The sequence below is a fragment of the Kitasatospora sp. NPDC018058 genome, from assembly GCF_044327205.1.
Lineage (GTDB): Bacteria > Actinomycetota > Actinomycetes > Streptomycetales > Streptomycetaceae > Kitasatospora.
Window position 1 is genome coordinate 195,783 of the sequence record NZ_JBIRFA010000016.1, and the last position, 20,565, is coordinate 216,347.

Annotated in this window: 24 protein-coding genes, 1 pseudogene and 1 riboswitch; of the genes and pseudogenes, 9 read left to right on the forward strand and 16 right to left on the reverse strand. The window is 72.6% G+C overall.

Going from position 1 to position 20,565, the window contains the following annotated elements:
* Position 1 precedes the first annotated feature (1 nt).
* Positions 2 to 87: riboswitch (ZMP/ZTP riboswitch) on the reverse strand.
* Positions 88 to 92: 5 nt separating this feature from the next.
* Entirely contained in the window at positions 93 to 521 is a 429-nt protein-coding gene (locus tag ACH4E7_RS23785) for a hypothetical protein (protein ID WP_396251024.1), read from the reverse strand.
* A gap of 102 nt (positions 522 to 623) precedes the next feature.
* Between ACH4E7_RS23785 and ACH4E7_RS23790 the strand changes: the two genes are divergently transcribed.
* The gene (locus ACH4E7_RS23790) at positions 624 to 1,184 is read left to right on the forward strand and encodes a DinB family protein (protein WP_396251025.1); all 561 of its coding nucleotides are present in this window, start codon (positions 624 to 626) and stop codon (positions 1,182 to 1,184) included.
* A gap of 45 nt (positions 1,185 to 1,229) precedes the next feature.
* On the opposite strand, the gene ACH4E7_RS23795 is transcribed toward ACH4E7_RS23790, so the two are convergent.
* Both ACH4E7_RS23795 and ACH4E7_RS23800 read right to left on the reverse strand, forming a co-directional pair.
* Positions 1,230 to 2,723, reverse strand: a complete 1,494-nt coding sequence (locus ACH4E7_RS23795; RefSeq protein ID WP_396251026.1) for an alpha/beta fold hydrolase — start codon at positions 2,721 to 2,723, stop codon at positions 1,230 to 1,232.
* Complete coding sequence (locus tag ACH4E7_RS23800; RefSeq protein ID WP_396251027.1) at positions 2,720 to 3,166, reverse strand: LysR family transcriptional regulator; 447 nt, start codon at positions 3,164 to 3,166, stop codon at positions 2,720 to 2,722. Before ACH4E7_RS23800 ends, ACH4E7_RS23795 begins: the two co-directional genes overlap by 4 nt.
* A gap of 152 nt (positions 3,167 to 3,318) precedes the next feature.
* Between ACH4E7_RS23800 and ACH4E7_RS23805 the strand changes: the two genes are divergently transcribed.
* Positions 3,319 to 4,098: an alpha/beta fold hydrolase gene (locus tag ACH4E7_RS23805; protein WP_396251028.1), complete on the forward strand. Its 780-nt coding sequence runs from the start codon at positions 3,319 to 3,321 to the stop codon at positions 4,096 to 4,098.
* 38 nt (positions 4,099 to 4,136) lie between these two features.
* On the opposite strand, the gene ACH4E7_RS23810 is transcribed toward ACH4E7_RS23805, so the two are convergent.
* On the reverse strand, positions 4,137 to 5,738 hold the full coding sequence (locus ACH4E7_RS23810) for an ABC-F family ATP-binding cassette domain-containing protein (RefSeq protein ID WP_396251029.1): 1,602 nt from the start codon (positions 5,736 to 5,738) through the stop codon (positions 4,137 to 4,139).
* Positions 5,739 to 5,896: 158 nt separating this feature from the next.
* Here ACH4E7_RS23810 and ACH4E7_RS23815 point away from each other — a divergent pair, with 158 nt between their 5' ends.
* Positions 5,897 to 6,214 carry a hypothetical protein gene (locus ACH4E7_RS23815; protein WP_396251030.1) on the forward strand — a complete coding sequence of 106 codons (318 nt, stop codon included), beginning with the start codon at positions 5,897 to 5,899 and terminating at the stop codon, positions 6,212 to 6,214.
* A 62-nt stretch (positions 6,215 to 6,276) separates the two neighbouring features.
* Positions 6,277 to 6,786, forward strand: coding sequence for a cupin domain-containing protein (locus ACH4E7_RS23820; RefSeq protein WP_396251031.1), 510 nt, complete (start codon positions 6,277 to 6,279; stop codon positions 6,784 to 6,786).
* A gap of 464 nt (positions 6,787 to 7,250) precedes the next feature.
* Here the strand turns inward: ACH4E7_RS23820 and ACH4E7_RS23825 are convergent, their stop codons facing one another.
* The 3 genes from ACH4E7_RS23825 to ACH4E7_RS23835 form a co-directional block, all read right to left on the reverse strand.
* Positions 7,251 to 7,709 carry a hypothetical protein gene (locus ACH4E7_RS23825; protein WP_396251032.1) on the reverse strand — a complete coding sequence of 153 codons (459 nt, stop codon included), beginning with the start codon at positions 7,707 to 7,709 and terminating at the stop codon, positions 7,251 to 7,253.
* A gap of 363 nt (positions 7,710 to 8,072) precedes the next feature.
* Complete coding sequence (locus ACH4E7_RS23830; RefSeq protein WP_396251033.1) at positions 8,073 to 8,210, reverse strand: DUF397 domain-containing protein; 138 nt, start codon at positions 8,208 to 8,210, stop codon at positions 8,073 to 8,075.
* The gene (locus tag ACH4E7_RS23835) at positions 8,173 to 9,120 is read right to left on the reverse strand and encodes a helix-turn-helix domain-containing protein (RefSeq protein WP_396251034.1); all 948 of its coding nucleotides are present in this window, start codon (positions 9,118 to 9,120) and stop codon (positions 8,173 to 8,175) included. The genes ACH4E7_RS23830 and ACH4E7_RS23835 overlap by 38 nt, the downstream gene beginning before the upstream one ends.
* 160 nt (positions 9,121 to 9,280) lie before the next feature.
* On the opposite strand from ACH4E7_RS23835, the gene ACH4E7_RS23840 reads away from it, so the two are divergent.
* Positions 9,281 to 9,715: an ATP-binding protein gene (locus ACH4E7_RS23840; protein ID WP_396251035.1), complete on the forward strand. Its 435-nt coding sequence runs from the start codon at positions 9,281 to 9,283 to the stop codon at positions 9,713 to 9,715.
* Here ACH4E7_RS23840 and ACH4E7_RS23845 read toward each other — a convergent pair.
* Positions 9,705 to 10,073 (reverse strand): hypothetical protein, encoded by a 369-nt coding sequence (locus ACH4E7_RS23845; protein ID WP_396251036.1) that lies wholly within the window; start codon positions 10,071 to 10,073, stop codon positions 9,705 to 9,707. The two genes, ACH4E7_RS23840 and ACH4E7_RS23845, sit on opposite strands and share 11 nt — an antisense overlap.
* Positions 10,074 to 10,521: 448 nt before the next feature.
* Between ACH4E7_RS23845 and ACH4E7_RS23850 the strand changes: the two genes are divergently transcribed.
* The gene (locus ACH4E7_RS23850) at positions 10,522 to 10,836 is read left to right on the forward strand and encodes a hypothetical protein (protein ID WP_396251037.1); all 315 of its coding nucleotides are present in this window, start codon (positions 10,522 to 10,524) and stop codon (positions 10,834 to 10,836) included.
* A gap of 53 nt (positions 10,837 to 10,889) precedes the next feature.
* On the opposite strand, the gene ACH4E7_RS23855 is transcribed toward ACH4E7_RS23850, so the two are convergent.
* Positions 10,890 to 11,726: a hypothetical protein gene (locus ACH4E7_RS23855; RefSeq protein ID WP_396251038.1), complete on the reverse strand. Its 837-nt coding sequence runs from the start codon at positions 11,724 to 11,726 to the stop codon at positions 10,890 to 10,892.
* Between the two features lie 280 nt (positions 11,727 to 12,006).
* Here ACH4E7_RS23855 and ACH4E7_RS23860 point away from each other — a divergent pair, with 280 nt between their 5' ends.
* Positions 12,007 to 12,840: a DUF4253 domain-containing protein gene (locus ACH4E7_RS23860; RefSeq protein WP_396251039.1), complete on the forward strand. Its 834-nt coding sequence runs from the start codon at positions 12,007 to 12,009 to the stop codon at positions 12,838 to 12,840.
* Positions 12,841 to 12,844: 4 nt separating this feature from the next.
* Here ACH4E7_RS23860 and ACH4E7_RS23865 read toward each other — a convergent pair whose 3' ends face one another.
* The 7 genes and pseudogenes from ACH4E7_RS23865 to ACH4E7_RS23895 all read right to left on the reverse strand — a co-directional run bounded on the left by ACH4E7_RS23865 (position 12,845) and on the right by ACH4E7_RS23895 (position 18,466).
* The gene (locus ACH4E7_RS23865) at positions 12,845 to 13,045 is read right to left on the reverse strand and encodes a hypothetical protein (RefSeq protein WP_396251040.1); all 201 of its coding nucleotides are present in this window, start codon (positions 13,043 to 13,045) and stop codon (positions 12,845 to 12,847) included.
* Positions 13,046 to 13,238: 193 nt separating this feature from the next.
* Positions 13,239 to 14,459: an RNA-guided endonuclease InsQ/TnpB family protein gene (locus ACH4E7_RS23870; RefSeq protein ID WP_396251041.1), complete on the reverse strand. Its 1,221-nt coding sequence runs from the start codon at positions 14,457 to 14,459 to the stop codon at positions 13,239 to 13,241.
* Positions 14,456 to 14,776: pseudogene (locus ACH4E7_RS23875) on the reverse strand (recombinase family protein); the annotation flags it as partial. The gene ACH4E7_RS23870 and the pseudogene ACH4E7_RS23875, both read right to left, overlap by 4 nt.
* Positions 14,777 to 14,782: 6 nt before the next feature.
* On the reverse strand, positions 14,783 to 15,307 hold the full coding sequence (locus ACH4E7_RS23880; protein WP_396251042.1) for an XRE family transcriptional regulator: 525 nt from the start codon (positions 15,305 to 15,307) through the stop codon (positions 14,783 to 14,785).
* A 285-nt stretch (positions 15,308 to 15,592) separates the two neighbouring features.
* Positions 15,593 to 16,834 carry a cytochrome P450 gene (locus tag ACH4E7_RS23885; RefSeq protein WP_396251043.1) on the reverse strand — a complete coding sequence of 414 codons (1,242 nt, stop codon included), beginning with the start codon at positions 16,832 to 16,834 and terminating at the stop codon, positions 15,593 to 15,595.
* A 13-nt stretch (positions 16,835 to 16,847) separates the two neighbouring features.
* The gene (locus ACH4E7_RS23890; RefSeq protein WP_396251065.1) at positions 16,848 to 18,242 is read right to left on the reverse strand and encodes an NAD(P)/FAD-dependent oxidoreductase; all 1,395 of its coding nucleotides are present in this window, start codon (positions 18,240 to 18,242) and stop codon (positions 16,848 to 16,850) included.
* Positions 18,242 to 18,466: a ferredoxin gene (locus tag ACH4E7_RS23895; protein WP_396251066.1), complete on the reverse strand. Its 225-nt coding sequence runs from the start codon at positions 18,464 to 18,466 to the stop codon at positions 18,242 to 18,244. The genes ACH4E7_RS23890 and ACH4E7_RS23895 overlap by 1 nt, the downstream gene beginning before the upstream one ends.
* Before the next feature lie 394 nt (positions 18,467 to 18,860).
* On the opposite strand from ACH4E7_RS23895, the gene ACH4E7_RS23900 reads away from it, so the two are divergent.
* Positions 18,861 to 19,856, forward strand: a complete 996-nt coding sequence (locus ACH4E7_RS23900; protein WP_396251044.1) for an aldo/keto reductase — start codon at positions 18,861 to 18,863, stop codon at positions 19,854 to 19,856.
* Between the two features lie 161 nt (positions 19,857 to 20,017).
* Positions 20,018 to 20,479 carry a MarR family winged helix-turn-helix transcriptional regulator gene (locus ACH4E7_RS23905; RefSeq protein WP_396251045.1) on the forward strand — a complete coding sequence of 154 codons (462 nt, stop codon included), beginning with the start codon at positions 20,018 to 20,020 and terminating at the stop codon, positions 20,477 to 20,479.
* Positions 20,480 to 20,565: the final 86 nt, after the last annotated feature.

Here is a 20,565-nt window from a genome sequence, read left to right on the forward strand (position 1 = left end):
TACGGGTCGCCCAGGCGCGCGGCATCGACAGGATGTCAGGCCGTTTCCCGGTGGTAATCCACCCCAGCGCCAGTCACGGCCCGGCGCCCACCTTAGTCGAGGCGCCGGCGGACCTCCGGCTGTTTCCGCGCCCGGTGGACGAACCAATCGAGCAGCGCGTCGGCCAGTTCATGGGGCGAGCGGCCCTGGGCGGCCGGTACGACCAGGGCGAAGTCGTCGAGTTCGCGGGCGCTGCCAGGGCTATGGGAGTTGAGCTCTCCGCAGCGCAGCCCCGCCCGATCGAGCTGGGCGCCCAACGTCCGCCTGACGAATCGGCCGTCCCCGTGGACGAGGTCGGCCCAGACCAGAAGCCCGCCGCCGTCCCGGCTCTCCGGGCATGAGATCGGCTCCCAGACCCAGAAGTCCTCCAGCGCCGGGGCGGCCGCCGGCCAGCTCCGGGCACGCACGGCCAGTCGTTCGACCACAAGGCGCCACTGCTCGGGGAGATCCCCCTCGGCCAGACGCTCCTCGAAGACGTTCATGCGGCCGATTCAAGCAGCCGGGCCGGCACGGCCGAGGGGCGGGTGTCCCCGCGGGCGGTAACTCGTTGGCGGCAAGGGGCCGTTGCGGGGGATCATGCGAGGATGACTGAGCAACCCGCGCGATGGACCCAGGCGAGCGTCTACCCCGACATGTGGGCCGATCCGGCCGACGACCCGCGCAACAGTGAGGGCCCCTCGCCGGACGGCGAACTCGCCACACTGGAGGACTACCTGACGAACTACCGCCTCACCGTGCGGATGAAGTGCGAGGGCCTGGACGCCGAGCAGCTGGCCCGGCGCTCGGTCCCACCGTCGACGATGTCGCTGCTCGGGCTGGTGCGGCACCTGGCCGAGGTGGAACGGGACTGGCGCAACTGGACCACCGACGGCGAACCGCTGCCGAAGCTCTACGGCGCGCGGGACGCGGACTTCGACGAGGCGGTGGCCGATCCGGCCGTGGTGGAGGCCGCGTGGCGGGACCTGGAGCGGGAGCAGGCCGCCACCGACGCCGCGCTGGCCGAACACCCGGACCTGGGGGAGCGGTTGGGCAAGCACGGGGTCTCGGTGCGGGAGCTGCTGGTGCACCGCGTCGAGGAGTACGCCCGGCACTGCGGGCACGCCGACCTGCTGCGCGAGTGCGTGGACGGCCGGGTGGGGCAGTGACGGCGGCGCTCGCCGACGTCGGCGAGCGCCATGCCGGTCCGGCGCTCAGCAGGTGGTGTCGGCCGGCGGCAGCGCGCCGGTCAACAGGTAGGTGTCGACGGCCTGTTGGGCGCAGTTGCGGTAGCCGTTGAGGTAGACGGCGTGGATGCGGCCGGGGACGGTGAGCAGGCGGGAGGCGCTCAACCTGCCGTGCAGGGCGAGGGCGCCCTGGTAGGGGGCGTGGGTGTCGCCGGTGGACTGGATCTGCAGGGCGGGCACCGCGTTGCGCACCTCGACGAACGGCTCGCGCGGGGCCGGGCGCCAACTGGCGTACGGGGTTGGGCCGTTGAACACCGGGCCGAAGACCGGCTGGGCGGGCCGGGAGCGTTCGACGGCTTCGCGGTACCACCGCTGCGAGCGCGGCATCGCGACGTCGTCGCACAGGATGCCGATCGCGGCGGCGAGGTCGGCGCCGGCGTCGGGGCCCGGGGTGAGGACGGCGGTCAGCAGCTCGTGCAGGGCCGGGCTCGCCTGGACGGGCTTGCCGTCGGCCGCGTCCAGCAGCTGGCGCAGGATGTCCGCGTAGTCGGCGCTGTCGCGGTCGTCGCTCTGGCAGACGGTGAGCAGGAACGGCAACAGGTAGCCGTCGAGCCGGAAGCCGTCGACCGCGATCGGCGCCGCCTGCGCGCGGCGGACCAGGCCCTCGACACCGGCCCGCACCGCCGCCGGGGTGGCGCCCAGGCCGTACTGGGCGTCGCGCGGCGCGGCCCAGGCGGCGAAGTCGTCCAGCGCCCGTTCGTTGGCCGCGCTCATGTCCTGGAACGCGCCGATGCCGTACCGGGCCGGGTCCAGCGCGCTGTCCAGGACCAGCCGGTCGACGTGCTGCGGGAACAGCTGCGCGTACACCGCGCCCAGCAGCGCCCCGTAGGACTGGCCGAAGAAGGAGGTGCGCTGCTCGCCGAGGGCCGCGCGCAGCAGGTCGATGTCGCGGGCGGCGTTGCGGGTGGTCAGGTGGGGGAGCAGCTCGGGGTACTTGTTCCGGCAGGCGTCGGCGTCGGCCTCGGCGAGGCGCCAGGCCTGCCGGAAGCCGGCCCGGTCGCTGCCGACCGAGCGCAGCCAACTGCCCCGGTTCAGGCCGCAGTCGAGGCCTCCGCTGGCGCCGACGCCGCGGGTGTCCATGCCGATCAGGTCGTAGGCCGCCGCCGTCTGGGGCGCCATCTGGGCCTGAAGCGCGGTGGGCATGTCGAGCCCCCGGTTGCCGGGCCCGCCGGGATTGGCCTGCAGGATGCCGCGCCGCTTGGCGGGGTCGGCGGCCCGGATCCGGGAGACGGCGAGGGTGCGGCCGGTGGGCTCGCGGTAGTCGAGCGGGACGGTCAGCCTCGCGCACTCGGCCCCGGCGGCGGCCAACTGCGGCTCCTGGCAGGGACCCCAGGCGAGCGCCTGGTGGCGGAGGCGGTCCAGCGGGTCGGCGGCGGCGGTGGCCGAGGCCGAGGCCGAGACCGAGGGGGCGGCGGAGACGGACAGGACGAGGGCTGCGGCTAACGCCGGCGCGGTCTTCATGCTGCCCACACGAAGGCGGCGTCCAACTCCCCGTCGCGCACCTGCTGCAGACGCACCGACGTCCGCGCGCTGCACAGCTCCACCGCCAGCTGCGGGGCCCGCTCGGACAGTGCCGCCAGCAGGCGCTCCAGCCGCGTGCCCAGCCCGATGTTGGTGCCGATGCGCAGCACCCGCGCCTGGTCGTCGCGCTGCCCGGCCATCGCCTCGACGGCCGCCCGCTCGGCTGCCAGGATCGCCCGGGCGTGCGGCAGGAACGCGCCGCCCGCCGTCGTCAGCGCTACCGCACGGGTCGTGCGGTCGAACAGCTCCACGCCCAACTCGCGCTCCAGGCGTCGCACTTGCTGGCTCACCGTCGGCTGGACGATGCGCAGCCGCTCGGCCGCCCGCCCGAAGTGCAGCTCCTCGGCGACTGCCAGGAAGTACCGGACCTGCCGCAGCTCCATACCCGCCCCCGATTGATCACGATCCCTGATGAGTGTACGAGCCGGATGCGCCTTGGACGCGTGCCCCTCAAGCGGTCGACTGGACCCCGTCGGAAAGAACCAGGCACACCGGCCCGGCACCCGGACCGCGACCGATCGAAGGAGCACCGACCATGCCGTACGCGACCGTCCAGGGCACCCGACTCTTCTACCGCGACCACGGCGCCGGCCGCCCGCTGGTGTTCGTCCACGGCTGGGCCACCAGCGGCCGGGTGTGGGAGGCCCAGTTCGCCGACCTCGCCGCCGACCACCGGCTCATCGCGCTCGACTGCAGGGGCTGCGGCCGCTCCGGCCGCCCCGCGGACGGCCACACCCTGGCCGCCAACGTTGCCGACCTGCTCTGCCTGATCGACATCCTGGACCTGGCCGAGCCCGTCCTGGTCGGCAGCTCGATCGGCGCCACCTTCGCCCTGGCGGCCGCCGCGGCCGCACCCGAGCTCGTCGGCGGGGTCGTCTCCGTCGACGGCCCCGGCCACTGGCCCGGCACCGGCATGGCCGCCGAACTGCGCGAACTCAGCGCCCGCCTCGCCGCCGACCGCGCCGCGCTGGTGCGGGAGTGGATCCCCACCTGGCACGGGACGGCCGCCGGCCCCGAAATGCACCAGCGCACCATCGCGCAGATCCTCGACTCCAGCCCCGCCATCGACAACCTCTTCACCGAGGCCGCCGCCTACGACCCGCGCGGCCTGCTGCCCACCCTCGACCTGCCCGTCGCCTTCCTCCACGGCGACCAGGAGACCCAGATCCCGCTGGAGGTCTCCCGCACCCTCGCCGACCTCGCCCCGCACGGCAGCCTGCACGTCGTCGAGGGCTCCGGGCACATGATCCACGAGGAGCAGCCCGCCGCGTTCAACCGGCTGCTGCGCGCGGTGGTGCGGGACATGGCCGCGTGACAGGAGCGGGCGTCAGGGACCGGGCCCGGCAACGGCACTCAGGCCTGCGTGACCAGCTCCAGGTACGAGTCGTGCCACAGGTCCTCGTCCCCCTCCGGCAGCAGCAGGACGCGGTCGGGCCGGAGCGCCTCGATGGCGCCGGGGTCGTGGGTGACCATCACGATCGCGCCCGGGTAGGTGCCGAGCGCCGCCAGGACCTCCGCGCGGGAGGCGGGGTCCAGGTTGTTGGTCGGCTCGTCCAGGAGGAGCACGTTGGCGCCGGAGTGGACCAGGGCGGCCAGGGCGAGGCGGGTCTTCTCGCCGCCGGACAGGACCCTGGCCGGCTTGTCGGCGTCGTCGCCGCGGAAGAGGAACGCGCCGAGCACGTGCCGCAGTTCGCCGTCGGTCAGGTCGGGCGCGGCCTTGGCGAGGTTGTCGCGGACGCTGAGCGCCGGGTCCAGGGTGTCGTGCTCCTGGGCGAAGTAGCCGAGGCGTAGCCCCGTCCCGGGGACGACGCGGCCGGAGTCCGGGGCCTCCTGGCCGGCCAGGATCCGCAGCAGCGTGGTCTTGCCCGCACCGTTGAGCCCGAGGACGACCAGCCGGCTGCCGCGGTCGACGGCGAGGTCCAGCCCGGTCAGCACCGGCCGGTCGCCGTAGGCCTTGGCGAGGCTGATCGCGCCGAGCGGCATCCGGCCGCAGGGCGCGGGTTCGGGCAGCCGGATCCAGGCGGTGCGCTCGGCCTGCCGGACGGGTTCGAGCTCGGCCAGCATCCGGTCGGCGCGGCGGGCCATGCTGCGGGCCGTCGTCGCGGTGGCGACGTTGGCGCGCATCCGGTCGGCCTGGGCGTGCAGGGCGGCGGCCTTGCGTTCGGCGTTGGCCCGCTCGCGGGCGCGGCGGCGTTCGTCGGTCGCGCGCTGAGTGAGATAGGCCTGCCAGCCGGTGTTGTGGATGTCGATGGTGGCGCGGGTCGGGTCCAGGTGGAAGACCCGGTTGACGGTCTCCTCCACCAGCTCCAGGTCGTGGCTGATCAGTACCAGCCCGCTCTGGTGGGTGGCGAGGAAACCGCGCAGCCAGCCGACCGAGTCGGCGTCCAGGTGGTTGGTGGGCTCGTCCAGCAGCAGGGTGCCGGTTTCGGCGAACAGGATGCGGGCCAGCTCGACGCGGCGCCGCTGGCCGCCGGAGAGCGTGCCGACGGGGGAGTCCATGACCCGGGTGGCCAGTCCGAGTCCCGCCGCGACCCGGGCGGCCTCGGCCTCGGCGGCGTAGCCGCCCCGGGACTGGAACCGGGCCTCGGCCCGGGTGTAGGCGTCCATCGCCCGGCGCTCCTCCGTCGGGGAGTCGGCCCGGGCCATCGCCTCCTCGGCGGCCCGCAGCGCGTGGACGGCGGTGTCCAGAGCGCGGGCGGACAGGATGCGGTCGGTGACGGTGACGGCCGGGTCGGCGGCGCGGGAGTCCTGGGGGAGGTAGCCGACCGGCCCGGTGCGGGTGACCGCCCCGGCGGCGGGCGGCAGTTGCCCGGCGAGGGTGGCGAGCAGGGTGGTCTTGCCGGCGCCGTTGCGGCCGACCAGGCCGATCCGGTCGCCGGGGGCGATGTGCAGGGTGACGTCGGACAGCAGCAGACGGGCGCCGACGCGCACGTCGACACCACGGGTGGTGATCATGGGATAACGCTCCGAAACAGCGAACGGACACACGGGTGGCGTGGAGGCGGGTCCGTCAGCTAGGAAATTCGGGGCGTAGACATGCGGGCCAGGCTAGCGGCCCGTCGGAACGGCCGCATCCGAATTAGGAGTTGTCCGGCTGATCATCTGATACCTCCGTGGATACCCCCGGTCTCGGCCGGGGGAGGAAACGGACCTCCCGCCGCGCCCCCAGGGTGGCGACCTGCTCGTGGACGGAGGCGTCCAGGCGCGGGCACACCAGTGAGGTCCGGGTCCCGGCGCACCATCAGTCCCAGCGCCGAACCGCCCACCCGTACGGGCGTGCCGAGGGCGCCGAGCAGGGCGTCCAGGCCCAGGTCGGCGTGGACCGCGTCGGCCTCGGCCCGCAGTTCGGCCTCACGGCGCAGGAGGTCGCCGTCCGTCGTGGGGCGCTCGTTACCGGGCCAGTCTGCCAGGGGCCCGGCGAAGCAGATTGACCCGCCGAAGCGGTGATCGATTGCCCCATGATCGTGGGTCTTTCGGCGCCTAGCCTGGTCTCATGACGACGACGAAGAACACCGCCCCCGCTGCCGCCCCCGTCCTGGCCCGCCGCGCCGAGGCCGAGACCTGCGCCGACCCGAGCGCCACCATGACCCTGCTCGCCGAATCGGCCCCCGGCGAGGGCGGCTTCACCGTCTACCGCTCCGTCTTCGCCGAGGGCGCAGCCGGGGCACCCGCGCACTTCCACACCCGGGCGTGGGAGCTGTTCTTCGTGATCAGCGGCTCGCTGCGGGTGCTGGTCGGCGAGGAGGTCACCGTCCTGGAAGCGGGCGACTTCCTGGCCGTACCTCCGCACACCCCGCACGCCTTCGCCGCCGCCCCCGGCACGGGGGCCGACGTGCTGTGCATGTTCACCTCCGGCATGGACCGCTTCGACTACCTGCGCCTGCTGGGCGGCGTCATGCGCGGTGAGAGTGACCCGGGGGAGATCGCCGCCTCCGCCGAGCGCTTCGACAACCACTACGTCGACAGTCCCGCCTGGCGCGCCGCCCTGGCCGGCACCGCCTGAGCGGGGGCGCCCCCGGGGCCCGGGGGCCGCTCGACGGGCCGGGGCGGGCCGGGTGTGGAACGGTGGAAGACCCGGGGGGCCGGTCGCGAGAGGAGTCGCCATGTCGTCGAAGCGCCGCCGCAAGAAGAAGGCCCGGGCCAGGCGCGGGGCCAACCACGGCCGCCGCCCCCAGTGCTGAGCCGCTGAACGCCTGACCGTACGGCCGTCGGCGGCCGTACGGTCAGGCGCGCCCGCGCCCGCCCGCAGTGCCTCCGCCTTCGCCTGCGCCGAGCCGGCCAGCGCCCGCGGCCGCCGGTCGGTCGGCCACCGTCGGCGCAGCGCCTCCAGGCCCCGCGCGGGCAGGTCCAGCAGGGCGCCGAGGACGTACTCGAAGCTGTTCACCGGCCGAGGATCCTCTCGGGAGTACGGGTGTCCTCCCGACACCCTGACCCGCCCGCGCCCCGGCCCGCAATCCGCTCCCGTACTCAACTCCCCGTCGCACTCGGCACATCAGCGGTGTCCCGGACGAGCGCTCGGCGGGCACGGCCGGTTCGGAAGTAGGCGTTGGCAGCGGGGAGGAACATCAGCACCACAGCGGTGAGCACCGAGCACACGTGCAGTATCCGGCTGGCTGCGAAGGCGAGATCCATCGGCCCGGCCTGCGCCAGTTCCCAGCTGAGGGAGCGGCCCTGGGCCAGGGCCTGAATCGGCTGGATCACCATCGACGCCGTCCCCAGGACGCCGAGGCCGAGCGCGAGAGCGATCCGGGCCCAGCCGCGGCCACGACGCATCTGCCGCGCGACCAGGAGCGCGGCGGTGAAGACGGGCAGTCGTACCGCGAGGCCCACGGCGACCTCCCCTGCGGAGCCCGAGCCGCCGGCGAGCATCCTGCCGACCGCCAGGACCGTTTCGAACGCACCGGCGGCAACGGCTGTGACCCACAACGCGAATGCCGTACGCACCGGAGCGGGCGGCAGCGGCCCGGCGGTACCGGAGGGGGAGGGGCGGCTGATGGACGGACTCTGCCGGGTGGAGTGGGACATCGCGGCCTCGAATCGTGAGGTGGGGTCAGGAGCGTTCGTCGTTTCGACGCTCCCGATCCTCCGGGCACGGCTCGGACGGGGCCCTCCCGCTGACCGGTGGATCCCCCGGGGGGTTATCCCCACCGCGCCTCCCGTACTCAACTCCCGCTGAGGTGAGGCAGGAAGGACAGAACGGCAGGTGCCCGTGCGGCTCGCCGACAATCCGGAGAAACATCGCGGCGGGGCACCACCCGGTGCCCCGCCGCGATGCTGTTGAGATCCGGGTCAGCCCTCGATAGGGAAGTCGCCCGCCCGGACGGCGTCGATGAAGGAGCTCCACGCAGCGGTCGGGAAGACGAGACTCGGGCCGTGGGGGTCCTTGGAGTCACGTACGGGGACGAGGCCGGGGAATCCGGGGGCCACCTCGATGCAGTCGCCGCCGTCCGGGCCGCTGTAGCTGCTCTTGCGCCAGCTGGCCGCATCGAGCTCGTTGCTCATCATCTCTGAACCCTTCCAGCGCCTCGGCGATCAGCGCGAGCGACTCGCCCGCCGTGAGCGCATCGCCACGCAGCCGATCATAGCGCCGCCGATGCCCGGAAACGATGGTCGGATCGTCGCTGGGACTGCCCCTGTCAAGGCTCTCCGAGTACACCACGTGCTGCCCATCCGGCATCTCCAGAAGGACCATTGAGGTCTTGATAATCGTCGCCCGAGCCGTGAACGGCACCACCTGAATGACGATGTTCCCGCGCTGAGCAACGCGCAGCAGGTGCTGCATCTGCCGCACCATCACCCTCGGTCCGCCGACCACCGACCGAAGGGCGCTTTCGTCCAGGAGAACGACCAACTGCGGTCCGCCCTCGGCGAGGAACCGCTCCTGCCTCGCAAGCCTTGCCGCGACCCGCTCCTCGACCACTTCAGGGCGCTCATCAGTCCCGCCCGCCTCGAACATCGCTCTCGCGTAGTCCCTGCACTGCAGCAACCCATGCATGTAGTCGGCCTGGAACGCCTGGAGCCCAACCGCCTCGGACTCCATGTCCGCATGGGTCTGAAACCAATCGGGGTGCTCAACCCCCGCGTTCCAGTCCACCCGGTCCCAGAGGCGCTTCAGCGCGCCGCCCGTGGTGAGCAGTTCATCGGCTTTCTCTACCAGTTCCGGCGGCATGCGTCGCTGACCCGTCTCGTACCGGGTGATGTTCGTCCGGCTGCAGTGCAGCAGCTTGCCCAGTTCCTCCTGGGTGTAGCTGGCCAGCTCCCGGTAGAACCGCAGCTCCTCGCCGAACAACTCGGCCGAACTGGCCGTCAACTCCCGCTTGAACCGCCGATGTGCCACAGCTGGCCCCCTCACGCACCACGTGCCCCTGGCACCTGATTTCGGCCATCACCGTACCTCCGCATCCCGGACCATTGAGACCGGAACGCAATCATCTGCATGCATAGCGTGATTGCGCACTACCTTCGCGCTACCTCATCCGCCCCTGAGGAACTTCGCCATGCTCAAAACCCACCGGCCCCGCACGTTCGCCGCGCACCTCAACTCCCGCGCGGACTCGACCCCGCTCGCCCGGCACCTCCTCCGCGCCTACCTTGCCGCTCTCCCCACCGGCGACCGCTACTGCGACATCGCCGAACTCCTCCTCGGCGAGCTGTTCGCCAACGCCGTCCAGCACTCCGACGCGCCGGCTGACCGCCTCATCGAGATCCGCTTCACCCTCATCAACGACCGTCTCCGGCTCGAAGTCCACGACGCGGGCAGCGGCCGCCCCGCCCTCCGCTCGACCACCCCCGACGACGAGCACGGCCGAGGCCTCTTCCTCATCAACGAACTGGCCGAGCGCTGGGGTTGCTGCCCCCGGGCCGGCGGGATCGGCAAGTTCGTCTGGGCCCTGGTCGCGCCCGCCCCCGCCCGCTCCCTCGTCACCGTCTGAAAGCGTGCCGCCGATGCAGCCCCCGCTCCTCACCCTCGCCCGGCACGCCCTCTCCCGGGGATCCACCCCCGCCGAGGCCTACACCCTCCTGGCCCGCCGCACCGGAAAGCCCCTCCCGGCCGCCCGCGCGGTGTGCCTCGCCCTCGACGTCCCCCTCGCCGACGCCACCCGCCGCCTCAACGACTGCTACGACGCCCTGCTCGCCAATCCGAGCCCGGGTTCCGAGGCCGACACCGGCGAACTCCTCGAAGCCCTCGGGGTGTTCGACGTCCCCAAGACCCTCGACGCCCGCGACCTCGCCGTCGTCGAACTGTTCCTCGCCGCGATCGACGCCATGGGCGGCATCCGGGCCGGCCACCAGCACGGCCTGGCCCGCTGGTTCACGCCGCCGCCCAGCCCCTGCCGCGCACCGGCGACCCGGCTCACTACTGGACCGCCCTCGTCACCGCCGGCGAACTCCTCTCCTCAACCCCCACGCCCGACCCCCGCATCAAGCCCGCCCTCAGCCACTGCCGCACCCGCGCCGCCCACGCGACCCGCCCGTAAGCGCAGGAAGTCGGTCCCACCGACTTCCTGCGCAGCGCTCACTCCCCTCCCACGGCCCGGGGCCCGGGTGGGCTCCACCGGCCCGGTCAGGCCCAGCGCGTTGTGCCGACGCCCGGCCGCCGCCGTACCGGCGAACGCGCTGCCCGGCCAGGTGCGGGGCGGCGCGTATCGGGGCTCCATCAGCGTGTTCAATGGAGGCCGGGGGCGTGATCGTGACGATGCCCCCTGTGATTCGAGATGTGATTCGAAAGGGGGCGGAGATGTTCCAACCGCTGTCCGGCCGCCAGAAGCCGGCCAACCTGGAAGCGCTCAGGGCGGCTCTGCGGGCCGCACTGGAAACCGCTGACGAGGAGGAACGCCCGGGGCTGCGCCGGGCGGTCGACATCGTGGAGGGCTTCGTCGCCGGCGCCGGTCCGATCGGCGTGGAATGGGCGCGAAAGGTCCTGGAGCTCGCCGGTGTCGACCCCCGTACGGCGGAGGTCAGGGCGGTCAAGGAGCTGCGCTCCGCGCGCCCCGGCCTCGGTCTCAAGGAGGCGGTCGCGCTGGTCAAGGCCCTCGTCGCACAGTCCGGCTGAGGAACCGACAGGCCACCGGCCCGGCCCGGCCATCCTGTTTCGGGGGCCGGGCGTCAGGGCTGGGCGAGGTAGGCGGCGACGAAGGCGTTCAGGTCGTGGAGCGCGGCGGACAGGTCGGCCGGGGTGAGCTGCTCGGCGGCGGCGCCGGTGGCCAGGAAGTGGCCGAGCGCGGCCTGGCAGGTGGGGATGGGGGCGGAGGCCGCCGGGATCGTGCAGGTGATCTCCTGGGCGGGGCCGCCCGGGGGCGGGAAGACCACCAGGGCGACCGTGCGGTCCGGCCCTCCCGTGGTGGGCAGGTTCGGCTCGCGGGTGTTGGACGGGACGCCGACGGCGGTGAGCAGCAGGCCCGGGGCGTGGGTGGCGACCGGGTGCAGCTGGTCGGCGGGCAGGTGGGCCGGGGCGAGGCAGGTGTTGGGGGCGGCCCCGGCCTGGGGAATGAAGCCGCAGGCCAGGTCGATGTCGGTCTGGACGCCGCCGCTGACGAAGACGGCCCGGACGACCGAGGTGAAGCGGGCGCTGGCCGGGTCGGCGACCGGGGCGCCGGGGTGGACGTAGGCCTGTTCGCCACCGTCGGCGCCGAAGAAGGCCACGTCGCAGGTCCAGCCGCCCGGTGCGACCAGGTAGTGCACCTCGCCCGGGTAGCGTGCGGCGTACACCGCCGCCGTCGGGGGCGGGGTGACGCCGTCCGGCAGTGCCACCGAGGCCGGTGCGGCGGCCAGCGGCGGCTGACCGGGGCCGGTCTGCTCCGCCGGGCAGGCCTGCACGGGCACCGTCACGGCGGTGGCTGCTGCCGTCGCGGGTACGGTCCCGGCGGCGAGCGGCCCGCCTGCGGTGAGCAGGGCCGCCGCGGTCAGGATCCCGGCCCGGCTGCGACGGGATGCGCTACGCATGGTGCACCTCCGGGAAAGTGGCCAGGGCCCCCGGGGAGGCGGCGTCCGCGCCGCACTCCTTCCACCAGCCTAGATCCGCCGCCTCCACCCCCGCGCGCCGGACGGCCACCCACCCGCAGTCCGATGCGGCCTGGGACGCCTGCCTCCTGATCAGCTGACGGCCGTACCGCGACCGGCCGTGGGCACGGACACCTACGGCGGCACCGAGCACCGCCACCCCGGCGTCGCACCGACGACGACGGGGACCGGCCCTGTCGGTGTCGGCCCCTACCGTGGGCGCATGATCGATCCTCAGCTGCTCCGCGACCTGCGCCGACGCTTCCCCGACCGCAGCGCCGAGCACCTCGCCTCCCCGGCGTCCCTGCCGCCGGGCCGTCAGGTCCTGCCGCAGCTGTGGGTGAGCGACGGGCCGGCGCCGGCGGGGCTGTGGCAGCGGCTGCGCCGGGAGCACGCGGACTCGGGGCTGTGGCCGCTGCTGCTGTCGCCGGGCAACGACGTCCCGGACCTCGGCCCCCAGGACCTCGGCCTGATCCCCGTGGTGCCGGGAGAACCCGGGGAGTGCGCGCTCGACCGGTACGACCCCGCCGTCCTGCTGCGCGAGTGGTGGGAGCACTCGGTGCTCTGGTGCCCGTCGGGCGACCCGCAGGACGTGGCGGACCTCCTGGGGGTGCTGGAGCCCTTCGGCACCGCCTGGCCGGGCGCGGCCCCGGCCGGGCGGCCGCAGCGGGACCCGGAGGACTGCGCGGACGCCCTGGCCCGCTCGCTGCTGCGCGGTCAGCGCCGGCTGCGGATCGGGCTGGTCCGCGCGGACGGCGGCGCCGAGGCGTTGGCAGCCTGCGGGTGGTACGGCACGAACGGCCACGACGACACCGGCGCGGTCGCCGCCGTCCTGCGCAGTTGGCAGGAGCGCTTCGGTGCTCGCGTCGTCCAGGCCGGGGCCAGCTCGCTGTACCTGAGTGTCGCGGCGCCGCCGGCCGACGTGGCGGAGGCCCTGCCGGTGGCGGCCGAGCACGTGGCGCTGTGCCCCGACAACGTCTTCCAGGGCCCAGGGAGTCTGGCCGACTACGCCGAGGAGCTCGTCGGCCGGCACGCCTGGAGCTTCTGGTGGGACTGACCGGCTACCACTGCGGCCCGCGCAGCCCGTCGTCCGCCGCGTAGACGATGTAGTCCGCCTCCAGGGTGGAGACCAGCAGCCCGCACGGGGCGTGCGGGCGGGCCGGCACCGGCAGCAGCTCGATCGGCCGCCCGCGCCGCGCGGCCAGCCGCTCCAGCAGCACCGCCGGGTCGAACGGGCGCGGCAGCTCCAGCTGTTCGGCCATCCGCCGGCAGCGCCGCAGCGTGGACCGGTAGCCACGGCCACCCCACAAGTCACCGTTGCGTGATTCTCAGCGGTTCTCTCGCTGAGTCTCTTCCTGCTTCATCGACCGCAGCCAACTCCGGGGAGTGAGGTCTTACGTGGTCTCCACGAGGCGTTTCTCCTCTCCGGGGAACTTCCCGGCGAGGGTTTCGATGTCAAGCAGTCGGATCGGCGAGCATCGCCTCAAGCAGGTTCCCGGCCGCATTGTCGTCCCGGTCATGGACGGTGCCGCACCCGGCGCACACCCATGTGCGGTCGGCGAGGGCCAGGGACCGGTTGACCCGGTGGCAGTGCCCGCACCGTTTGGAGGAAGGGAACCAGCGGTCGGCTTTCCAGATACGGGAGCCGTACCAGCGAGCCTTGTACTCCAACTGCCGGACGAACTCGCCGAATCCGGCGTCGGAGACGGCGCGGGACAGCCTGCGATTCTTGACCATGCCCTTGACGTGCAGGGTTTCCACGGCGATGGCGGACTTGGTTCTCGTCAGCCTCGTGGTGGTCTTGTGTAGGAAGTCCTTGCGCCGGTCGGCGACGCGCAGGTGGAGCCGGCCGACACGACGCACGGCCTTGTCCCGGTTCTTCGAGCCCTCCTTGGACCCGGACAGCTTCCGGTTGGCCCGCTTCAGGGCGCGCAGCGCGGCCTTGAGCGGCTTGGGTGCGTGGATCTCCTCCCGGGTGCCGTCGCAGTTGCGGATGACGGCGAACGTCTTCAGGCCCAGGTCGATGCCGCACTTCGGGGCATCGGCCGCAACCCGGTGGCGTTCGTTGATCTCGTCGCGGTCCACCTCGACCTGGAAGGAGACCCACCACCGCCCGGCCTGCTCGCGGATGGTCGCGCCAAGGATGCGGGCCTGCCCGGTGGTCATGCGGCCGGTGAGCCAGGACATGTCCTCACGGACCGCCACGTCGCCGATCGCCGGTAGCCGGACCGTGCGGGCGTCGAGCGGCCTGGCCCGGTCGGCGTCGTAGCGGAACCGGGAGCCGTCCTTGCGTCTGCGCCACGTCGGGAAGCCCATCCGCTGCCCTTTGCGCTTGCCCTGCCTGGACTTCAGATAGTTGGAGAATCCGGCCGCCCGCACCCGACACGCTTCCTTCGGTATCCGGGAGGACAGCTTGCCCTCGCCGAACCACGGGAACAGATCCGGGTGCTTGGCACGCCACTCCTTCTCCAGCGCCGGGGCCGACCAGGGAACCTTGGTCAGGTCGTCGCCGGTGATGCCGTAGGTCTCCTCCGCTTTGCGCTGCGCCCACTTCTTGCGGACGGTCTCCAGGCAGAAGTTCTCCACCACCCGTGACAGCCCGCAGTGCCGACCCATCAGGACGGCCTGCCCGGCATCGGGCGCGAGTTCGTACCGCAGGCCCTGCTTGTGGCTCACCCGGCGTCCTCCGCCGCTGCGGCGAGGGCCTTCTTCGCCCGGTTGCGGGCGGCACGCCGGCCGTACAGGCGCGCGCAGAACGAGGTGAGGACATCGGTCATGTCGCGCACCAGATCGTCCTCGATCTCACCGTCATCCACGACCCGCACGGTACGGCCCTGCGCCGACAGTGCGGCCTCGATGTACTCCACGCCGAACCGGGCCAGCCGGTCACGGTGCTCGACCACGATCACGGAAACGTCCGGATCGGCGAGCAACCCCACAAGCCGAGCCCCTCTCCCAGCTTCCGCCCGCACCCTTCCCGGGCCAGGGCCCGTCCGGCCTCAGGGGCGTTTGCGCGCCGCGTCCCGGCGGGCGATGACGTCGACCAGCTCGCTGACGGTGTCCAGGCCCTCCGGCGACAGGCCCACCGCCCGCAGCGCCAGGCTGCGCACGCCCGCGTCGCGCAGCGCGCCCAGCAGCGCGAGCTCCCTGGCGATCTCGGCGCCCTGCCGCTCGTCGAAGAAGTAGGCGGGCGGGACCTGGAAGAACTGGGCCAGCGCCTCCAGGTGGCGCTTGGTCGGGTTGTCCCGGCGTCCGGTGCGCAGCTGCCACAGGTAGGTGGTGGAGAAGGACTCCCCGGTCGCCTCGCGGCAGGCCCGGGCCACTTCCTCGTTGGTGTACTGGTCGCGGTCGGGGCGGCGGACGGTGTGGAACAGCGCCTCGATCCGTGTCGCGAGCCCGCTCGACTCCCCGGGTCCGTTCGACTCCCCGGGTCCGTTCGACTCCCCGGGTCTGCCCGGCTCCCCGGACACGTCCTCCGGATCCTCCGGCCGTACCTGAACGACGTCCCCCGTCGACTCCGCCATGCCCCACCTTCCTCACCCCGGGCCCTCCGCGTCGCGATCCCGACGGACGGGGCAGGGCCGGCCAGGTCACGATAGCCGAACGGCATCAGCTGGCGTGGATCGAAAGATACCCGCGATCAACGCCGGTTGGCCCGCGTGGCGTCGGCCGACCTCCTGGACGGGCACGCCGACAGGCGCGGCCCGGGTGAGCTGACATTCATTCACATCGGCTCGCTTCGAAGGCACTTGACGTTTCCGCCGGATCTCCCCGATCCGATCGCGCCGCTCCTGGCCCCGGCATCCTTGCTAATGCCCTCGGTTGTCCCCTCCGCCGTCACCCTGCTCGATGTGCAGATGGATCGGACCGCGGAGAACGGGGCTTCGCCGGTACGGTGGCGGGTCGGCGACCAGCCTGGGGCGGTCGAGGCGGCGTACCAGCTCGGTCAGGGCGATCTGGGTTTCCCGTCGTGCCAGGGGGCCGCCGAAGCACAGGTGGATGCCGCTGCCGAACCCCAGATGCTGGATGTCGCGCCGATCGGGATCGAAACGGTCCGGATCGTGGAAGCGCTTCGGGTCGCGGCTGCCCGAGGCCAGCATGAGGATGATCCGCGAGCCCTTGGGGATGACGGTGTCGGCGACGGTGATGTCGCTGTACGCCGCCCGCCAGGGAATGAGGTGCACGGGAGGCTCGTAGCGCAGGAGTTCCTCGACCAGCGGGACGACGAGGTCCGGTTCGTCGCGCAGTCGGTGCAGCACCTGTGGGTGGCGGAGCAGTGTCAGCATGCCGTTGGTGATGAGGTTGACAGTGGTCTCGTGGCCGGCGATCAGCAGCAGGTGGGCGGTGGCGACGATCTCGTCGTCGGTCATGCGCCCGTCGGGCCCGTCATCGTTGGCCATCCGTGTCAACAGGTCTTCGCCCGGCCGGCCGTGACGTTGTTCCAGCAGCCCGCCGAGGTACTGCTGCAGGTCCTTGCGGGCCTGCACGCCGCTCTCCAGTTTCTCCTTCGGGTCGGTCTTGGGGTTGTAGTCGATCGAGTTGACGATGGCGTCCACCCACACGTGGAACCTCGGTTCGTCCTCGCGCGGCACGCCGAGCAGGTGGCAGATCACCGTGACGGGGAACGGATAGGCGAAGTCGTCGACGATGTCGATCTGCTCCTTGCCCGCGAAGCCGTCGATCAGGGCGCTGACCGTGGCGGTCAGGTCGCCTTCCACGCCCGTCACCAGCCCCGGGGTGTGCGGGGGGCCGAAGTGGCGCATCGCCATGCGCCGCAGGCGGTCGTGCTCGGGCGGGTCGAGGTTGATGAACGCCGGCGTGGTCTGTCCCTCGGTCACCTCCATCGGATGCGACAGATTGCGGACGTCCGAACTCAGGTGCGGATTGTGCAGGAGGTCCGTGATCTCGCGATAGGTGCTGACGACATAGGTGCCGTCCTCCTGCCGGGCCACCGGTGTCTCACGCAGTTCGGCGTACAGCGGGTACGGGTCGGCCCGGGAGGAATAGTCGAGGATCCGGCGCAGGGTGTCGGGTGTCTCGGTCGTGGTCATCGCGTTCTCCCTCCTACCGGTGGTGCTGCTGCGCGGCCGTGACCCGCCGCTCGCCCGGGTCGTTGCCGGTGACGACCACGGTGGCCCCCTGGGCGAGCAGGTCGGGGCCGGGGAAGTCGACGGGCACCGGTTTCGCGTCGACGGGCCGGTCGGGCGTGGGGCTGGGCGGCGGGAAGGGGGCGGCCGTCTCGATCAGCTGCCGGTAGTGGTCCAGCCACTTCGCGTTGTCGAAGCTCACGGCCGCGGTGACACGGCCCCGGTAGCCGTAGGCGGCGACGAAACGGCGGTCGGACACCGACCCCTGGACGACGACCACCTCGTCGGCGAAGGTCGGCACGCCGACCGACTTGATGTTGACGCCGAACTGGATCGACCAGAACACCGGGAGGGACAGGTGGGGCCAGCGCTCGGCCTGACCACTGACCATGTTGTGCGCCGCGACCTCGGCCTGCTCCACGGCGTTGGCCCAGTGCTCCAGCGAGATGAGCCGGTACTCGTAGACCGGATTCGGGCAGCGGGCCACGTCTCCGGCGGCGAAGATGTCGTCGGTGATCAGGCCGTCGAGGGTGAGGGCACGACAGCCCGTGTCGCAGGCGATTCCCCACGGGCCTGCCGCCAGTCCCGAGCCCTGGAGCCACTCGGTGTTGCGGATGCCCCCGAGTGCCACCACCGCCACGTCGGCGTCGATCGTGCTGCCGTCGTCGAAGTGCGCGCGGCGGAAGTGCCCCTGTGCGTCGCCCTCGAGCCGGGTGACCTTGACTCCGCAGCGCAGGTCGACGCCGTGAGCGCGCTGCATGTCCGCCGCGACCTCGCCGATCATGGCACCGAGCGCTCCGACCAGCGGGGCCGGCGCGAGTTCGGCCACGGTCACCGGGATGTCCCGTTCCCGGCAGATGGAGGCGATCTCGGAGCCGGTGAATCCCGCCCCGATCACCAGGACGCGGGAGGGTCCGGCGGCGAGGGCGCGCTGCAGGCTCTCGGCATGCTCGCGGGTACGCACGACGAACACGCCGTCCAGGGCCGCCTCGGACTCGACGAACCAAGGCCGGGCCCGCACCCCAGTGGAGATCAACACCCGGTCGAAGGGGACCTCGCGCCCGTCGGCCAGCCGTACACGGTTGGCCGCCAGGTCCAGCCCGCTCGCGGGCACGCCCAGCAGCCACTCCGCGTCGATGTCACGACGGCGCGGCAGAGTGGTGTTCCCCGCCGGGACCCAGCCGGTCAGTACCTGCTTGGACAGCGGAGGCCGGTCGTAGGGCTCGGCCGACTCGTCACCGATCATGGTCAATGAGCCGGTGAAACCCTCGCCACGCAAAGCCTCGGCGGCCCGCAGTCCCGCCAGGGACGCCCCGACGACCACGACGCGTCCGGCGCGTTTGAACGCTTGCAGGGTGTCAGCGCTGGTCATCATGTCGACGCCTCAACCGGTACGTCCCGTCCCTCCAACTGGTCGACCAGAATCGCCTGGACCGGGCATGCCGCCGCGGCGCGCAGCACCCGGTCGCGCTGGGCGTCGTCGGGCTTCGGGTCGTACATCAGCGCTTCCTCGCCGTGCATCCGGAACGCGTCCGGAGCCAGGAACGCGCACTGCGCATACCCCTGACACCGGGAAAGATCAACGACAACTCTCATCCCGACCTCCCACAGGGACTGCAAGCTACGGACCCTGAAGCCGATGCAGCTCCGGCGCGCACAACGCAAGAGGCCTCACGGGGGATGGACCTACAGAGGGAACGAGCCCCCTGCGCACCCTGCCAAGCGCGAGGGGCGCACCGCGTTCGCCGGGTCTCCGCAGAAATAATCGATCACCGCGAATCGGATGACTGACCTCTGCAAAATTTCCTGAATATGGTCTGATTTCGAGGCTATCCCTCGCACGCATCACCCGCACCCCCGGTGACAGCGATGCCCTGCCCGCTCGAACCCGAGCTCAGGACCGGGGCCCCGACCCCCCGGCCCGAAGGCCGGGGCACCCCGGAAGAACATAAGGTGGACAGCCCCCGAGCCCGCCCGAGGAGACCCCGCCGTGCCGACCGAGCCCACCACCGCCCCCGCCGCCCGCCCGCACACCGCGCGCCTGGGCCTGGGCACCGCAGCCGTCGGCCGGCCCGGCTACATCAACCTCGGGCGCGAGGCCGACCTGCCCGCCGAGCGCACCGTCGAGGCGCTGCGCGGGCGCACCCACGCCCTGCTCGACGCCGCCTACGCGGCCGGCGTGCGCTACCTCGACACCGCCCGCTCCTACGGCCGCGCCGAGGAGTTCCTCGCCCAGTGGCTCACCGAACACCCCGAGGCGGCGGCCGAGGTGACCGTCGGCAGCAAGTGGGGCTACACCTACACCGCCGACTGGCGCACCAGCGGCGTCGCGGCCCACGAGGTCAAGGAGCACTCCACGGAGGTGTTCGACCGCCAGATCCGCGAGACCCGCGCCCTGCTCGGCTCCCACCTGGACGTCTACCTCATCCACTCCGTCACCACCGACAGCCCCGCCCTCACCGACCCCGCCCTGCACGAGCGCCTGGCCGCCCTCGCCGCCGAAGGCGTGCGGGTGGGCCTGTCCACCAGCGGCCCCGCCCAGGCCGACACCGTCCGCCGCGCCCTCGACGTCACCGTGGCCGGCCACCCGCTGTTCACCGCCGTCCAGGCCACCTGGAACCCGCTGGAGACCTCCGCCGCCCCCGCCCTCGCCGACGCCCACCGGGCCGGCTGGCTGGTCGTGGTCAAGGAGGCCATGGCCAACGGCCGCCTGGCCGGCCGCAACGCCACCGGCCCCGACACCGCCCCGCTGCGCACCCTCGCCGCCCGCACCGCCACCACCCCCGACGCCCTCGCGCTGGCCGCGGCCGCCGCCCAACCCTGGGCCGACATCGTCCTGTCCGGCGCCGCCACCCCCGACCAGCTCACCTCCAACCTCACGGCGGCCGAGGTGTCCCTCACCCCCGAGGACCTCGCCGCCCTCGCCGCCATGGCCGAGCCCGCCGAGACCTACTGGCGCACCCGCTCGGCCCTGCCCTGGGCCTGACGGGCAGTCGATCGGAGTGGGGCCGGGAGGACGTCAAAGCCGCTCGTTGAGGACTGCGACCAGCATGGTTGCCACTTGGTGCACGGCAAGTTCCTCGAATCTCGCGGCGGCAGCGCCACGGCCTTGACCTCAACCGCACTTGAGGTCCTAGCTTGGCGATCATGACGACCGTAAGCACCCCGCAGAACGACACCGCCACGCTCGGCCAGCGGCCCATCGCCCTGGTCGCCTGGGGCGCCACCGAGGCGATCCTGCGGCACTCGCAGGCCGCCCTGGCACGCATCGACGTGACCCAGCCCCAGTGGTGGGCGCTCAACAACATCGTCCGGGCCGAGCAGGGCCTCACCAGGGAGCAGATCCGCGCCGTGGCCGTACCCTACGGCATGGGCACCCAGGTGATGGTCCACGCCGTCGACGCGCTCGTACACCGGGGCTGGCTCGGCATCGGCGCGGACGGCCGGCTGACCCTCACGGAACAGGGCCGCGGGGGCTTGGCGACGGCGAAGGAACAGATGGACCGGGTGCGCGCGGACCTCCTCGGCGACATCACCGAGGAGGAGTACGCGACTGCGGTCTCCGTGCTCCAGCGCGTCACCGACAACCTCGCCCAGGATCTGTTGTGAAGGTGCTGGTCACAGCCAGCGGCTCAGCAACACCCCGGAGAGGTTCTCATCGGCCATGAGGTGCCTCCAAGGCCTCTGAGCGTGTT

Excerpts from the sequence above, each read along its gene's own strand:
- ACH4E7_RS23820 (WP_396251031.1), top strand. The coding sequence starts at position 6,277 with ATGACGACGACGAAGAACACCGCCCCCGCTGCCGCCCCCGTCCTGGCC.
- ACH4E7_RS23855 (WP_396251038.1), bottom strand. The coding sequence starts at position 11,726 with ATGCGTAGCGCATCCCGTCGCAGCCGGGCCGGGATCCTGACCGCGGCG.
- ACH4E7_RS23895 (WP_396251066.1), bottom strand. The coding sequence starts at position 18,466 with ATGAGAGTTGTCGTTGATCTTTCCCGGTGTCAGGGGTATGCGCAGTGC.
- ACH4E7_RS23860 (WP_396251039.1), top strand. The coding sequence starts at position 12,007 with ATGATCGATCCTCAGCTGCTCCGCGACCTGCGCCGACGCTTCCCCGAC.
- ACH4E7_RS23840 (WP_396251035.1), top strand. The coding sequence starts at position 9,281 with ATGCTCAAAACCCACCGGCCCCGCACGTTCGCCGCGCACCTCAACTCC.
- ACH4E7_RS23850 (WP_396251037.1), top strand. The coding sequence starts at position 10,522 with ATGTTCCAACCGCTGTCCGGCCGCCAGAAGCCGGCCAACCTGGAAGCG.
- ACH4E7_RS23805 (WP_396251028.1), top strand. The coding sequence starts at position 3,319 with ATGCCGTACGCGACCGTCCAGGGCACCCGACTCTTCTACCGCGACCAC.
- ACH4E7_RS23880 (WP_396251042.1), bottom strand. The coding sequence starts at position 15,307 with ATGGCGGAGTCGACGGGGGACGTCGTTCAGGTACGGCCGGAGGATCCG.
- ACH4E7_RS23885 (WP_396251043.1), bottom strand. The coding sequence starts at position 16,834 with ATGACCACGACCGAGACACCCGACACCCTGCGCCGGATCCTCGACTAT.
- ACH4E7_RS23795 (WP_396251026.1), bottom strand. The coding sequence starts at position 2,723 with ATGAAGACCGCGCCGGCGTTAGCCGCAGCCCTCGTCCTGTCCGTCTCC.
- ACH4E7_RS23865 (WP_396251040.1), bottom strand. The coding sequence starts at position 13,045 with ATGGCCGAACAGCTGGAGCTGCCGCGCCCGTTCGACCCGGCGGTGCTG.
- ACH4E7_RS23905 (WP_396251045.1), top strand. The coding sequence starts at position 20,018 with ATGACGACCGTAAGCACCCCGCAGAACGACACCGCCACGCTCGGCCAG.
- ACH4E7_RS23810 (WP_396251029.1), bottom strand. The coding sequence starts at position 5,738 with ATGATCACCACCCGTGGTGTCGACGTGCGCGTCGGCGCCCGTCTGCTG.
- ACH4E7_RS23790 (WP_396251025.1), top strand. The coding sequence starts at position 624 with ATGACTGAGCAACCCGCGCGATGGACCCAGGCGAGCGTCTACCCCGAC.
- ACH4E7_RS23785 (WP_396251024.1), bottom strand. The coding sequence starts at position 521 with ATGAACGTCTTCGAGGAGCGTCTGGCCGAGGGGGATCTCCCCGAGCAG.
- ACH4E7_RS23800 (WP_396251027.1), bottom strand. The coding sequence starts at position 3,166 with ATGGAGCTGCGGCAGGTCCGGTACTTCCTGGCAGTCGCCGAGGAGCTG.
- ACH4E7_RS23890 (WP_396251065.1), bottom strand. The coding sequence starts at position 18,242 with ATGACCAGCGCTGACACCCTGCAAGCGTTCAAACGCGCCGGACGCGTC.